12 protein-coding genes are annotated in these 13570 nt (G+C 63.9%); 8 read left to right on the top strand and 4 right to left on the bottom strand.

Annotated features, from left to right (window positions below):
* Positions 1-22 precede the first annotated feature (22 nt).
* The 3 genes from J2Y68_RS17765 to proC all read left to right on the top strand — a co-directional run bounded on the left by J2Y68_RS17765 (position 23) and on the right by proC (position 3111).
* Complete coding sequence (locus J2Y68_RS17765; RefSeq protein ID WP_309995292.1) at positions 23-1138, top strand: Ppx/GppA phosphatase family protein; 1116 nt, start codon at positions 23-25, stop codon at positions 1136-1138.
* 1 nt (position 1139) lies between these two features.
* The gene (locus J2Y68_RS17760) at positions 1140-1973 is read left to right on the top strand and encodes a sugar phosphate isomerase/epimerase family protein (RefSeq protein ID WP_309995290.1); all 834 of its coding nucleotides are present in this window, start codon (positions 1140-1142) and stop codon (positions 1971-1973) included.
* Positions 1974-2280: 307 nt separating this feature from the next.
* Positions 2281-3111 carry a pyrroline-5-carboxylate reductase gene (gene proC, locus J2Y68_RS17755; protein ID WP_309995289.1) on the top strand — a complete coding sequence of 277 codons (831 nt, stop codon included), beginning with the start codon at positions 2281-2283 and terminating at the stop codon, positions 3109-3111.
* 3 nt (positions 3112-3114) lie between these two features.
* On the opposite strand, the gene J2Y68_RS17750 is transcribed toward proC, so the two are convergent.
* Entirely contained in the window at positions 3115-3753 is a 639-nt protein-coding gene (locus J2Y68_RS17750) for a potassium channel family protein (RefSeq protein ID WP_011775951.1), read from the bottom strand.
* 40 nt (positions 3754-3793) lie between these two features.
* Positions 3794-5227, bottom strand: a complete 1434-nt coding sequence (locus J2Y68_RS17745) for a TrkH family potassium uptake protein (RefSeq protein WP_309995287.1) — start codon at positions 5225-5227, stop codon at positions 3794-3796.
* Positions 5228-5330: 103 nt separating this feature from the next.
* Between J2Y68_RS17745 and J2Y68_RS17740 the strand changes: the two genes are divergently transcribed.
* The 3 genes from J2Y68_RS17740 to gdhA all read left to right on the top strand — a co-directional run bounded on the left by J2Y68_RS17740 (position 5331) and on the right by gdhA (position 8725).
* Positions 5331-6557: an acetoin utilization protein AcuC gene (locus J2Y68_RS17740; protein ID WP_309995285.1), complete on the top strand. Its 1227-nt coding sequence runs from the start codon at positions 5331-5333 to the stop codon at positions 6555-6557.
* Between the two features lie 91 nt (positions 6558-6648).
* Complete coding sequence (locus J2Y68_RS17735; protein ID WP_309995283.1) at positions 6649-7182, top strand: ArsR/SmtB family transcription factor; 534 nt, start codon at positions 6649-6651, stop codon at positions 7180-7182.
* A gap of 205 nt (positions 7183-7387) precedes the next feature.
* Complete coding sequence (gene gdhA / locus J2Y68_RS17730) at positions 7388-8725, top strand: NADP-specific glutamate dehydrogenase (protein WP_211713454.1); 1338 nt, start codon at positions 7388-7390, stop codon at positions 8723-8725.
* 17 nt (positions 8726-8742) lie between these two features.
* Here gdhA and J2Y68_RS17725 read toward each other — a convergent pair whose 3' ends face one another.
* Positions 8743-10074, bottom strand: coding sequence for an alpha-hydroxy acid oxidase (locus J2Y68_RS17725; RefSeq protein ID WP_309995280.1), 1332 nt, complete (start codon positions 10072-10074; stop codon positions 8743-8745).
* Between the two features lie 77 nt (positions 10075-10151).
* Here J2Y68_RS17725 and J2Y68_RS17720 point away from each other — a divergent pair, with 77 nt between their 5' ends.
* Positions 10152-10850 (top strand): FadR/GntR family transcriptional regulator, encoded by a 699-nt coding sequence (locus J2Y68_RS17720; RefSeq protein ID WP_309995278.1) that lies wholly within the window; start codon positions 10152-10154, stop codon positions 10848-10850.
* Between the two features lie 67 nt (positions 10851-10917).
* Here the strand turns inward: J2Y68_RS17720 and J2Y68_RS17715 are convergent, their stop codons facing one another.
* Positions 10918-11949, bottom strand: coding sequence for a LacI family DNA-binding transcriptional regulator (locus J2Y68_RS17715; protein ID WP_309995276.1), 1032 nt, complete (start codon positions 11947-11949; stop codon positions 10918-10920).
* 179 nt (positions 11950-12128) lie between these two features.
* On the opposite strand from J2Y68_RS17715, the gene J2Y68_RS17710 reads away from it, so the two are divergent.
* Positions 12129-13541, top strand: coding sequence for a Gfo/Idh/MocA family protein (locus tag J2Y68_RS17710; RefSeq protein WP_309995274.1), 1413 nt, complete (start codon positions 12129-12131; stop codon positions 13539-13541).
* Positions 13542-13570: the final 29 nt, after the last annotated feature.

Here is a 13570-nt window from a genome sequence, read left to right as displayed (position 1 = left end):
CGAATCGGGGAATAATGGCAGAATGCGTCTTGGCGTTCTCGACATCGGGTCCAACACCGTCCATCTCCTGCTGGTGGATGCTCATCCCGGCGCGCGCCCGGTACCTTTCGCTTCGCATAAGCGCCCACTGTCCTTGGTGCAATACCTCGACGGCGACGGAAACATCAACGATGCCGGACAACACGAGCTCATTGAGTTCGTGTTGGAGGCCTGGGAGTTCGCTGCCACCCATAAGGCCGAGGACCTCCTGGCTTTCTGTACTTCCGCCATCCGCGAGGCCACGAACGGTCCTGAGGTCCTGGCAAGGGTCAAGCACGAGACCACAGTGACCCTCCAGGAACTCACAGGCAGCGAGGAAGCGTCCATGACGTTTTTCGCTGTTCGCCGTTGGTACGGTTGGGGCGCCGGGCCCATCCTCGATCTTGACATCGGTGGCGGTTCGTTTGAAATGGCCTATGGAACGGACGAGCTCCCGGAATTCGCCACGTCTGTCCCGTTGGGTGCCAGCCGCCTGACGCGCGATTGGCTTCACGATGATCCGCCAACGGCCAAGAGCGTCAAGGAGTTGCGGCGCTATATCCGTTCCACGTTGAAACCGGTGGTCCGTCAATTCGACGACCTCGGCCGGGCCAACCTGGTGGCTGGGACGTCCAAGACGTTCCGTTCGTTGGCGCGTATCGCGGGTGCAGCGCCCAGTGCGGCCGGCCCTTATGTGAAGCGCGAACTGCATGCGGCCGATTTGGGGCTGTGGGCGCAACGCATTTCGGCTATGACGGTGGAGGACAGGCTGTACCTTCCGGGGGTATCGGACGCCCGCGCACGCCAGTTGTTGGCTGGCGCCCTGGTTGCCGAGGCTGCCCTGGAGCTCTTCGAGTTCCCCACCATGGTGATCTGCCCTTGGGCGCTGCGCGAAGGCCTGATCCTTCGCCGCCTGGACCAGCTGGTGTTCGAGGACGCCCTGGATCCTGCGCCGCACGTGGGCAAGCGCAAGAAGGACAAATCCAAGAAGAAGTCCAAAGGAAGTGGCAAGACCACGGACATTGATGAGCCCAACCCGGTCAAGGAATTCCCGGTCCCGGTAAACACACCATCCCCATCACCCATCCCAGCCCCTGTGGCAGGCGGGCTGGCCTCCTGAGATGAGTAACGACGTCGAACCTGAAGTGAATGACCGCCAGATCCCTGTGGCGCTGTCCAGTGCGTCCGTCTACCCCCTGAGCGTCCATGACGCCTTCGCAGTGGCCCAGGACCTGGGGTACGAGGGCGTGGAGGTGATGGTCACCAACAACGCGGTGAGCCAGAACCCTGATGCCCTGATCCAGCTGAGCCACCGGTATCACCAAAAGATCGTTTCCATACATGCCCCCACCCTGTTGTTGACGCAACAGGTGTGGGGTACGGCATGGAGCAAGATCGAGAAGTCGTGCCAGATGGCGGCAGAGGTAGACTGCGACACCGTCGTGGTGCACCCGCCCTTCCGCTGGCAGTCCAATTACGCGGAGAACTTCGTGGAAGGCGTACGGGAGATGGCCGCCACGTACCAGGTGCGCATCGCCGTGGAGAACATGTATCCGTGGCGGGTCCGGGGCCGGGAGGCCGTCGCCTACCTCCCGCACTGGGATCCGTTGGGCCAGGATTACGACGACGTCACGTGGGACTTCTCGCATGCAGCCACTGCCGGGGCCAACAGTTTGGAAGCCATCAAGGCTCTGGGAAGCAAGCTGCGTCACGTTCACTTGACGGACGGGTCGGGTTCCGGGAAGGACGAACACCTGGTGCCCGGTACCGGGACGCAACAGTGTGCCGATGCCCTGCAGCACTTGGCTGCGAGCGGTTTTGACGGTGTGGTGGTGGCCGAGATTTCCACCCGTAAAGCAAAGGTAGCGGGGGAGCGCGAGGAGATGCTGGCCGAGACCCTGCGCTTCGCCCGGCAGCACCTCAGCGTTCCGCTGGTTCGCAGCTCCGACCAGTAACGGCGTCGGGTTTTCCCGTTCTTGTTCGCCTGCCCCGCCGTACTGCGGCCCGGCAGGCGGATGAGAGCGGGATTTTGCTGCTTAAAAGCGAAAGCACCGGCGGCCGAATCGGGAAATGGGGGAAAACCCGCCCGGCCACCGGTGCTGCTGGCGGACATCCCCATGCCCGCCTCATCACTCGCACCCTCAATGAGGTAATAACTACATTAGGTACCGAGCATGAGTGCTGCCTGCAATAACCTTGGGAACAAGCTGGGAATGCTGAAGCCGTTAGACCCCGTCGGATGCCAACTGCAATGATGGAGCCATGAGCAACCGAATCGCATTCCTTGGCTGTGGATCCATGAACGAGGCAATCCTGGGCGGTCTCCTGGCCGCGGGGGCGGACCCGTCCGATATTGTTGCCACCGTCCGCCGGGCGGAACGGGCGGACGAGTTGGCCCAGCGCCATGGCGTCATGGCAATCGCCGGCGAGGAAGAGCCGGATAACAACAAACTGGCCACCAAGGGCGCCGGAATGGTCATCCTGGGCGTCAAACCCGTTGGCATCCTGGATCTGGCCCGCGAGATCAGCCCAGCACTGGCGAAGGACACCTTGGTGGTCAGCGTCGCTGCTGCCGTCTCCATCGCCCAACTTGAAGCCGCTTTACCTGAGGGGCAGCCGGTCATCCGCACGATGCCCAATACGCCGGCCAAGCTGGGCCGTGGCGTCGTGTCTGTTTCGCCCGGGACGCACTGCACCCCGGAGCAACTGGAGCAGGCTAAGAAGGCCTTGGCCGGGGCCGGAACGGTGGTGGAAATCCCCGAAGAGCAGGTTGACGCGCTCTCGGCCATCAGCGGTTCCGGACCGGCCTATGCGTTCTACCTTGCCGAGGCCATGGCTGCGGCCGGCGTCGAGCTGGGCCTGGACCGGGAGCTGTCCGTGATGCTGGCCCGCGAAACCGTGGCCGGCGCTGGCTTCATGTTGGCTGAGCCAGGCGCGGACCCCACGCAATTGCGGGTTGCTGTCACCAGCCCCAATGGCACCACCGAGCGGGCCATCATGGCCTTCGACGACGGCGGCATCCCCAAGATCATCGCCGCCGGCGCCCGGGCCGCGGCCGCCCGGGCAGCGGAGATCACCAAGCAGCTCGGCTGACCCCTAGGGCCGTGCTGCGAAGCGCTCCAGCAGGTCCACGTGTCCGGACACGATCAACATGTCGTGGCCGGACACTTTGGTTTCGGGTCGGGCGTAGGTGAAGTCCTCGCCCGGGGTTTTGACGCCAACAATGGTCACGCCGTACTTGGAGCGGACCTTGGATTCTTCCAGCGTGAATCCCACGGTTTCCTTGGGCGGGTACATCTTGACGATCGCGTAGTCGTCGTCGAACTCGATGAAGTCCAGCATGCGGCCTGACACCAGGTGGGCGGCGCGGACGCCGGCGTCGGCTTCGGGGTAGATCACGTGGTTGGCGCCGATCCGGGTCAGGATCTTGCCGTGCGAGGGCGTGATGGCCTTGACCCACAGGTGCTGGATGCCCAGGTCCACCAGGTTTACGGTGATCAGCACCGAGGATTCGATGGACGTGCCCACACCCACCACGGCTGAGCTGAATTCCTGTGCACCGAGTTGGCGCAGGGCGTCGATGTTGGTGGCGTCGGCTTCGACCACGTGTGTCAGGACCGGTGCCCATTTCTGGACGAGGGTCCTGTCGCGCTCGATCGCAAGGACTTCGCGGCCTTGCTTGACCAGTTGCTCGGCCGTTGCTGAGCCGAACCGGCCCAGGCCGATGACCAGCACTGGGGCGTTGTGGGCGGGGCGGTTGGCGGCCCCAGTGGTACTAGCCAATGATTGGCCTCTCTTCCGGGTAGTGGAACAACTGGCTGCGCTGGCGTAAGGCCAGCCCGGCAGCGAGGGTCACGGTGCCGACGCGTCCGGCGAACATTAGCACTGTGAGGACGTAAACGCCCGACGGCGGCAGCTCGGCGCTGAGGTTGGTGCTCAGTCCTACGGTGGCAAAGGCTGAGATGGATTCGAAGAGCACCCTGTCCAGCGAGGCTCCGCTGATGGAGAGCAACAAAAATGCTGCCACGGATACCAGGGTGGCGCCAGCGACGATCACGGAGATGGCCACTCGCATGGTTCCTTGGGGAATGGTGCGGCCATAGACCTTCACGTCGGCGTCACCGCGGGCTTCGGCCATGATGGCGAGGAACATGACGGCGATGGTGGTCACCTTGATGCCGCCTGCCGTGGAAGCTGAGCCGCCGCCGGCGAACATGAGGGCGTCGGTGAGGAGCATGGTGGTGGATTCCATGTGGTTTTGGTCCACCAGGTTGAAGCCGCCCGAACGGGTCATGACGGAGGCAAACAGCGAGTGGGTGATCTTGTCACCAAGGTTCATGTGGGCAATGGTCCGCACGTTGTCCCACTCCATGAGCCCCCACAGAACGGTCCCGGCCGCCAGCAGTATGAAGGAGACCTGGATGGTCAGCTTGGTGTGGAGGTTCCATTTCTTCCAGTTGAGACCGTTCTGCTGCAAAACCATCACCACGGGGAAGCCCAGGCTGCCCAGGAAGACGCCCAGCATGAGGGGTATGAGGATCCAGAGGTCGGTTTCGTAGGGGACGATACCGTCGGAGTGGGGCGTGAAGCCGGCGTTGTTGAATGATGAGATCGAATAGAAGACGCCGTGCCAGACGGCTTGCCAGAAATCTTCGCCGAGCATGATGAAACGCGGAATCAACGCCAACGCCAGGGCTCCCTCAATGACCACGGACGTGACTATGACGATCCGTAGGAGGGTACCCACCTCACCGAGGCGGCCCGCGTTGTTCATGGCTTCCTGCGCGATCAGTTTGCCGCGCACACCCAGCCGCTTGCTGACCATCAGGGCCAGGAGCGAGGCGAGGGTGAGGGTGCCCAAACCGCCAACGAAGATGCCGACCAGGATGACCAGCTGACCGAAGAACGTCCAGTGGGTTGCCGTGGAAACCACGGTCAGCCCGGTGACGCAGACGCTGGACACCGCAGTGAACATGGCTTGGTGCAAAGGTGTGACGGTACCGGCAGACGAAGCGGCGGGCAGGGACAGCAAACCCGTGAAGACCAGGATCACCACTGCGAAGACGGTCAGTGCCAGGCGGGCCGGTGAGGTGTTGGCAATGTTGTCGATGAAGTCGCGCACCCGGGTGAAGATCCACAGGCCTTCCCGCTCCGGCTGGTTGGGTTGCCAGTTGGTCGGGCTGGTGGACCGCGACTGGCTTTGAGACATGGCGCTCTTCCTCGGTTGATACAAGCTTTCCTGAGTAGTAAACCACTATTCCTGCGGCGTAACCGGGCGTTGGCCCCCGCCAGCCTCAGGTAGCCTGTTCTGGATGAACTCCAGGCTTGGGACAACTGCTTCCAGCATTACGCGCTCCGCACTGCCAACGACGGTGGTGTGGGACCCAGCCATGACTGCGTACAACTTCGGCCCCGGCCATCCCATGGCCCCGCAACGACTCGAACTCACGGCGCGGCTGGCGGACTCCTTGGGGCTCTTCGACCACCATCACGTGGCCGTGGAGGCACCTGCGGTGGCTACCGACGTCGAGCTTTACACCGTTCACAGCCGCGAGTATGTGGACGCTGTCCGCCGCGTCAGCGCCGACCCCACCCGCCCCGAGGAAAGCCGCGGCCTCGGCACCGAGGATGATCCCGCGTTTGCCGGTATGCATGAAGCCAGCGCACGCCTGGCAGGGGGTTCTTTGCTGGCTGCGGACACCATCCTGACCGGCCGCGCCGTTCGGGCCGTGAACTTTAGTGGAGGCATGCACCACGCGGCCCGGGAGCGGGCCAGCGGGTTCTGCGTCTACAACGACGTCGCAATGGCCATCCAAAGACTGCTCGATGGCGGGGTGCAGCGGATTGTCAGCATCGACGTGGACGCCCATCACGGAGACGGGACCCAGAGTATCTTCTGGAACGATCCCCGCGTCATGACCATTTCGCTCCACGAAACCGGCCTGACACTTTTCCCGGGCACCGGCTTCGCCAATGAGACCGGCGGCCCGGAGGCACTTGGGACGGCTGTGAACGTCGCACTGCCCACGTTCACGGGTGACGCTGCCTGGTTGCGGGCGTTCCACGCGGTGGTGCCCCAATTGGTGGGTGCGTTTGAACCCGAAGTAATCGTGAGCCAGCACGGCTGCGATTCGCACAGGGACGACCCCCTGACGCATCTCAACCTCAGCGTTGACGGTCAGCGCGAAGCGGCATCCGCAGTCGGCAGCCTTGCCGCCCGCTACTGCGACAACCGCTGGATCGCCACCGGGGGAGGCGGCTACGACGTCACGGGCGTGGTGCCCAGGGCCTGGAGCCATCTGATCGGCATGGTGACCCAACGGCCGGTCCCGCTGAGCACGGCCGTCCCGGAAGCGTGGCGGACGTACGTGAAGGAAACGTATGGGGTGTGGGCGCCGGAGAAGATGGGCGACGACGTGGATGTGTGGTGGCGCTCGTGGGAGGTTGGTTACGATCCCGCAGATGAGGTTGACCGGACGGTCATCGCAACCCGCAAGGAGATCTTCCCGTTGTACGGCCTGGATCCCTGGTTCGATTGAGTGGGCTTCGCCTGCGCGACCTCGCGTCTGCAGCCCGCATCACAACGAAATAGGGATGCCATTTGGCGTATATGTCGCTAGGGTGGGAGGCATGGTGACTGACGACGTATTTGCCGTCATAGCTGAGGCAACCAGGCGCGACATCCTGGTCTCCCTCCGCTCTGGGGATAAAGCTGTAGGCGAACTGGTGGAAGAACTGGCTGCAAGCCAGCCCACAATCTCCAAGCATCTGAAAGTGCTCCGCGAGGCGGACCTCGTCAGCATGCGCGCGCAGGGCCAGAAGCGTTTTTACGCGCTGAATCCCAAGCCGCTCGCCGGTGTGGTGAGTTGGCTTGAAACGTTCGACGTCGGACCCACGGCACCCGCCGCCGTCGTGCCTTCCAGCGAGGTGCCTGCCGCTGCGCCGAGCACGGCACCTGAGGTAGCGCCCACCCGCACTGACGCAGTGGGCCAGGCTGTCAAGGTCCATGCCAGTGGCACCCCGGTTTCCTTGGACCTGACATCCGATGACACCGTTCCCCAGCAGATTGGCCGTACCGTGGGCCGGGCTGCGACGAAGGCCGCCGACCTCCTCGCCAATCTCCCGAACCTTCCCAACCTGCCCAAATTCGGCCGCAAGCGGTAGCGGGCAACGCCGGGCGTGATCCTGCTCACATTGTGAGTTCTTGGTAGCCTGCTACCCCTTGATTTCCCAACGATTTTCTACGCTTGTGTTAACTCCGCCATGAGGGTCACATACTCACCGGATGGAGATCCCACCTCCTCGGGTGCAACCATGGGCGGGACTGATCGTCCCGCCGCTGGCCGGCGCACTGAGGATAGGAAGACGCATGGATTCAAGGCTCGAAGCTGTCCGGGACACCGTGTTGGCGCGGAACCCGGGGGAGAAGGAATTCCACCAGGCCGTCATTGAGGTCTTCGAAAGCCTGGGCCCGGTCCACGACCGTCATCCTGAATTCCTTGAGGGTGCAGTCTTGGAGCGCCTGTGCGAGCCCGAACGCCAGATCATTTTCCGTGTCCCATGGACTGACGACGCCGGCCGCGTGCACGTCAACCGGGGCTTTCGAGTGGAGTTCAACTCGGCGCTGGGCCCCTACAAGGGTGGGCTCCGCTTCCATCCGTCCGTGTACCTGGGCATCGTCAAGTTCCTGGGCTTCGAGCAGATCTTCAAGAACGCGCTCACGGGCATGCCGATCGGTGGAGGGAAGGGCGGCTCGGACTTCGATCCCCGCGGGCGTTCCGACGCGGAGATCATGCGTTTCTGCCAGTCTTTCATGACCGAGCTGTACCGCCACATTGGCGAGTACACCGATGTTCCCGCCGGCGATATTGGCGTGGGTGGCCGCGAGATCGGCTACCTCTTTGGCCAATACAAGCGCATCACCAACCGATACGAATCCGGTGTGCTCACCGGCAAGGGTATCTCGTGGGGCGGCTCCCTGGTCCGGCCGGAGGCCACGGGATATGGCACGGTCATCTTCGCCCAGGAAATGCTCAAGACGCGTGGCGCTTCCTTTGATGGCCAGCGCGTCGTGGTGTCCGGTTCGGGCAACGTCGCGATCCATGCGATCGCCAAGGCGCAATCCCTCGGTGCCACCGTTGTGGCCTGTTCGGACTCCGCCGGTTACATCGTGGACGAAGCCGGGATCGACGTCGCGCTTTTGAGCCAGATCAAGGAAGTGGAGCGGGGTCGCCTGACCGATTACGCAGCGCGCCGTCCGGGGGCCAGCCACGTCGCCGGTGGTTCCGTGTGGGATGTCACCGGCACCGTTGCGCTGCCGTGCGCCACGCAGAACGAGCTCGACGGCGATGCTGCCGCCAAGCTGGTCAGCAACGGACTCATCGCGGTGGCTGAAGGCGCGAACATGCCTTCCACCCGTGAGGCTGTGTCGGTGTTCCAGGACGCAGGGATCCTGTTCGGGCCAGGCAAGGCAGCCAACGCCGGCGGTGTCGCAACCTCAGCCCTTGAGATGCAGCAGAACGCCAGCCGCGACTCGTGGTCCTTCGAACACACCGAGCAGCGCCTGACCGAGATCATGGTGGGCATCCATGACCGTTGCGCGGCCACCGCCGAGGAATACGGGGCGCCCGGAAACTACGTGGTGGGCGCCAACATCGGCGGCTTCGTCAAGGTAGCCGACGCGATGCTGGCGCAGGGCCTGATCTAGCGCCCTCACCCACCAGGTCAGCGCTGCAGCAGCCGGACGTGGTCCGGGTTCAGGTCCGCCACCTTGCTGACGCCCAGGAGTGCCATGGTTCGTGTCATGTCCTTTTCGAGGATCCGGATGGTCCGGTCCACGCCTTCACGGCCCCCGGCCATCAGGCCGTAAAGGTAGGCGCGCCCGATCAGCGTAAAGTCCGCTCCCAAGGCCAGGGCTGCCACGATGTCGGCGCCACTCATGATTCCTGTGTCCAGGATGACCGCGGCCTTGCTGTTGTCCGCCTTCAGCGCCGATGTAACCTCGGGCAGCAGGTGGAACGGGATGGGGGCGCGATCCAGTTGGCGGCCGCCATGGTTGGACAGGATGATGCCGTCGGCGCCGTGGTCAACCACGCGCCGGGCGTCTTCGACGGTCTGGATGCCCTTGACCACCAGCTTGCCCTTCCAGGTTTCCCGCAGCCAGTCGAGGTCCTCGTAGGTCAGGGTGGGGTCGAACATGGAGTTGATGAGGTCCGCCACAGTGCCGGTGTAGCGGGAGAGCGAGGCGAACGTCAGGGGCTCGTGCGTGAGGAAGTTGAACCACCATGCCGGACGGTAGGACGCGTCCAGAACCGTCTTGATGGTCAGTGCCGGCGGTATGGTCATGCCGTTCCGGACATCGCGCAGGCGGGCTCCGGCTACTGCGGTGTCCACGGTGACCATGAGGGTGTCGTTGCCGGCCTTCGCGGCCCGCTCGATGAGTTCGAGTGAGCGGTCGCGGTCCGTCCACAGGTACAACTGGAACCAGTTCCGGCCGTTCGGCGCGGCAGTGGCGACGTCCTCGATGGACGCTGTGCCCATGGTGGACAGGGTGTAGGGAATGCCTGCAGCCTCAGCGGCCTGCGAGCCGGCGTATTCGCCTTCGGACTGCATCATGCGGGTAAAGCCGGTGGGTGCGATCCCGAACGGGAGCCTTGATTCCTTGCCCAGGATGTCCGTTCGAAGGTCGATCCTGGAAACATCGCGAAGGATGCCCGGCCGGAATTCGATGTCCTGGAAGGCCTGCCGCGCACGGCGCAGCGTGATCTCCTCTTCTGCGGCGCCGTCGGTGTAGTCGAATGGTGCCTGCGGGGTGCGGCGCTTGGCAATGTCGCGCAGTTCCCAGATGGTGCTGGCACGCTTGAGGCGGGCGGCCTTGCTGAACTCCGGCTTTTTGAACTGCATCAGCGGTGCCAGGTCGGAGACCTTGGGTACGCGGCGCTTGAGGGCCGGTGGCTGCACGACGGCGGGCCTCGGCTGGGGCGTGCGGGTCACGTTTTCGTCGCTGCCGGCATTGGCGGGGGCGGCCGTGAGCTTGGGATCCAGTGTCTCGGTCATGAGGTTCTCCCTTGAATTCTGTGGTCTAACCACACTGTAGACCATGTGGTTGGACCACATCAACTAGTATGTCGGATATGCGAACCCACGAGTTGGTCCTGCAGTGGATCGAGAAGCAGTTGTCTGATGGAGACCTCACCCTCGGGGGCCGGCTGCCGGGCGAGCGTGCCATGGCCGAGCAGCTTCAGGTTTCGCGGACTTCCGTGCGCGAAGCCGTCAGGATCCTTGAGGCAATGGGGGTCGTTCGAGCCGGCGTTGGTTCGGGTAAGGACGCCGGAACGGTGGTCATCGCAGAGCCTGGGTCCGCCCTGGGTTCAACCCTCAGGCTGCATGTGGCCACCCGTCATCTTCCGGTGGCCGACATCGTGGAGACCCGTGTGTTGCTTGAATCCTGGGCGGCCGAACGGGCTCAGGTGGGGGTTCCCGCTTTGGAGGCAGCTGCCGCGCTGCTGGACCAAATGGATGAGGCCCCGGACATCGACACGTTCCTTGCTCTCGACGCCCGGTTCCACGTGGCACTCGCCCAGGCTGCCGGCAACTCGGTGGTCAGCGCCATGATGGCCTCGCTGAGGGGCGCAATCGAGAACTACGCAAGCACTTTGACGGAAAACCTGCCCGACTGGAACGCGACTTCCACCAGGCTTCGCGCCGAACATCGCGCCATCCTGAACGCCGTGAACAATAACGACGGCGGCAAGGCGGCCCAGCTTGTGGCGGCCCACATCCAGGGCTTCTACGCGGAGGCCGGAGTGGGCGCGGGAGTCCCCCGGATCTAGAGCAACGCGGGGTCACTTAGGGCCCATGATGACCCTCAGGATGGGCCGTAAGTGACCCCGCGTTGCTTTAAGAGGCGGGCTTGAGGGCGGGCGCCGCGGTACTCTTGCGGATCTCCACCCTGGGCGAGAACTCATCCTGCGCCTGGGTGGCAGCTTCTCCGGCCTGCTGGATCTGTTCGCGCATGCGCCGCCAGGCCAGGCTTCCGAGCTCGTTGATGGGCACCGCTGCCGTGGTCAGTGGGGGAGTGGTGTATTTCGCGAACGGGATGTCGTCGAAGCCGGTCACGGAGATGTCTTCCGGCACGCGCACTCCGCGTTCGTGGAGGCCGCTGAGCAGCCCCATGGCAACGAGGTCGTTAAAGGCCAAAATTCCCGTGGCACCGCTGGCGATGATGGCTTCGGTGGATTCGTGGCCGGAATCGAAGTTGGAGCCGCCGTCGAGCATTTGCAGTTCTATGTCCGGGTGCCCGGTGCGGAATTGATCAAGCCCTGCCAGGCGTTGGCGGTTTGAGGCGCTGTGCTCGGGGCCGGAGAGGAACGCCAGGCGTTGGTGGCCCAGGGAGACCAAATGCTGGGCCAATTCCTGTATCCCTTGGCCGTAGTCCACGCTCAAACTGGGCGTATTGGTAGCCACTGTGGTTCGGTTGATGAGTACCAGCGGATGCAGGGTGGGAGCGAGTTCCTCAAGTTCGGCATCCGACATTCGGGGTGCGCAGAGGACCACGCCGTCGCAGCGCCGCCGGGCCTCGCCGGCAAGGATCGCTTCTTCGCTGGTGACTTCGGAGGAATCGGCGATGAGGACGCGATACCCGTCCTGCGCGGCTGCGATGCTGAGCCCGCGGAGGATGGCCTGGAACGTGGGGTTGGCCAGGTCCGGAACCACGATGCCGATGGTGTCTGTCTTGCCCAGTGCAAGGCTGCGGCCCACCGGGTTGGGTTGGTACTTCAGTTCGGCCGCTGCGGCCCGGACGCGCGCGGCGATGCCAGGGTCCACGGCGGCGTTACCGTTCATGACGCGTGACACGGTGGCGTGCGAGACGCCCGCCTTCTCCGCGACGTCGGCGATCCCGACGCGTCTGTTGGTGTTCCTGCGTGCCATGTGGCCCCTTCCCATTGGCCGCCTCCCGTTTGCTCCGTCGTTGGAGCAATGGTTGACGTGACCACCAGAGTCTTGATACAAAGCTTATAACGCTCTGAGAAAACGCTTTCTCACGATTCTTCCCATACGAAGCCGGGCCGTCAAGCGGTTCACTCCTGCTCTTTGAAAGGGGCATCCCCATGGTCAACGTCGACTCAGCCGAGACCCAGACCGCACCTGGCGCAACCACAGTCCAGGACGAAAGCCCCCAGCGAACCCGGATTGCCCTCATCGGCACCGGCGGCCGCTCCGAGATGTACATCCGGGCCATCTACGGGCAGCACGCGGACGTCGCTGAACTTATTGCCCTGTCCGACGTCAACCAGGGCCGCGTGCAGTTCTACCAGGACCTCATCAAAGAGCTCGGCGGCACAGAGCCCGTGGCTTCCTTCGAGCCCGGACAGCTCACCAGCTTCATCCAAGCCAACGGCATCGAGCGCGTCATCGTAACCACGCCCGATTACACCCACGCGGACTACATTGTGGAGGCACTCGAGGCGGGCGCCGACGTCGTGGTTGAAAAGCCCCTCACCATCGACGTTGAGGGCTGCCGCCGCATCACCGAGGCCGTGGCCAAGACGGGCCGCAACGTTGTGGTTACCTTCAACTACCGCTACTCGCCGCGCAACAGTGCGCTGAAGGAAGTCATCCAGAACGGCGTGATCGGCAAAGTCACCTCCATTGACTTCAGCTGGGTCCTGGACACGGTGCACGGCGCTGACTACTTCCGCCGCTGGCACCGCGAAAAGAAGAACTCCGGTGGCCTGCTCATCCACAAGGCCTCCCATCACTTCGACCTTGTTAACTGGTGGATCAACGACGTCCCGGAGCGCGTTTTTGCCTCCGGTGGCCTGCGCTTTTACGGCGACAAGAACGCAGCAGAGCGCGGCTTGGGAGCCCGTCCGGAGCGAGGCACCGTTGACGGCCTTGAGCACGATCCCTTCCTCCTGGACATGCGCGAGGACGAGCGACTGAAGGCCTTGTATTACGACAATGAGAAGTTCGACGGCTACCTCCGAGACCAGGACGTGTTCACCGAAGGCATCACCATCGAGGACAACCTTGCCCTCGTGGTGGACTACCAGGGTGGGCCCACGCTGAGTTACTCGCTGAACGCCCACAGCCCGTGGGAAGGCTACCGCGTCACCGTCAACGGCACCGAGGGCCGCGCCGAACTCGAAGTGGTGGAACGCGCCGCCGTCGAATCCAGTACCGACAAGAAGACCGTGGTGGACCCGAGCGCCACACCGGTCGAAGAAGAGGACGCTGTGCGCCGCAACGGCGAACGCCTGGTGGTCCAGCGGCACTGGGAAGCGGCCTACGAAGTCCCGATCATCAACGGCGAAGGGGGCCACGGCGGCGGCGACAACCTCCTGCTCTCCGACCTCTTCAACGGCCCCGGCATTGACCCGTTGGGCCGCCCGTCCGGCTACATCGATGGACTCCGTTCCGTGTCGGTGGGCATCGCCGGCAACCAGTCCCTTGAGACCGACCTCCCCGTCCGCATCAGCGAACTTGGCCTCGGCGCCGACCTCAGCCGTAGCCAGGGCTGACCGGCTCACTACCCACGCAAGGAACAGAG

Origin of the sequence: Paenarthrobacter nitroguajacolicus (assembly GCF_031455195.1) — a bacterium.
GTDB classification, from domain to species: domain Bacteria; phylum Actinomycetota; class Actinomycetes; order Actinomycetales; family Micrococcaceae; genus Arthrobacter; species Arthrobacter nitroguajacolicus_D.
This window is presented reverse-complemented; position numbering and strand designations above follow the sequence as displayed.

Excerpts from the sequence above, each read along its gene's own strand:
- J2Y68_RS17765 (WP_309995292.1), top strand. The coding sequence starts at position 23 with ATGCGTCTTGGCGTTCTCGACATCGGGTCCAACACCGTCCATCTCCTG.
- J2Y68_RS17760 (WP_309995290.1), top strand. The coding sequence starts at position 1,140 with ATGAGTAACGACGTCGAACCTGAAGTGAATGACCGCCAGATCCCTGTG.
- proC (WP_309995289.1), top strand. The coding sequence starts at position 2,281 with ATGAGCAACCGAATCGCATTCCTTGGCTGTGGATCCATGAACGAGGCA.
- J2Y68_RS17745 (WP_309995287.1), bottom strand. The coding sequence starts at position 5,227 with ATGTCTCAAAGCCAGTCGCGGTCCACCAGCCCGACCAACTGGCAACCC.
- J2Y68_RS17740 (WP_309995285.1), top strand. The coding sequence starts at position 5,331 with ATGAACTCCAGGCTTGGGACAACTGCTTCCAGCATTACGCGCTCCGCA.
- J2Y68_RS17735 (WP_309995283.1), top strand. The coding sequence starts at position 6,649 with ATGGTGACTGACGACGTATTTGCCGTCATAGCTGAGGCAACCAGGCGC.
- gdhA (WP_211713454.1), top strand. The coding sequence starts at position 7,388 with ATGGATTCAAGGCTCGAAGCTGTCCGGGACACCGTGTTGGCGCGGAAC.
- J2Y68_RS17725 (WP_309995280.1), bottom strand. The coding sequence starts at position 10,074 with ATGACCGAGACACTGGATCCCAAGCTCACGGCCGCCCCCGCCAATGCC.
- J2Y68_RS17720 (WP_309995278.1), top strand. The coding sequence starts at position 10,152 with ATGCGAACCCACGAGTTGGTCCTGCAGTGGATCGAGAAGCAGTTGTCT.
- J2Y68_RS17715 (WP_309995276.1), bottom strand. The coding sequence starts at position 11,949 with ATGGCACGCAGGAACACCAACAGACGCGTCGGGATCGCCGACGTCGCG.
- J2Y68_RS17710 (WP_309995274.1), top strand. The coding sequence starts at position 12,129 with ATGGTCAACGTCGACTCAGCCGAGACCCAGACCGCACCTGGCGCAACC.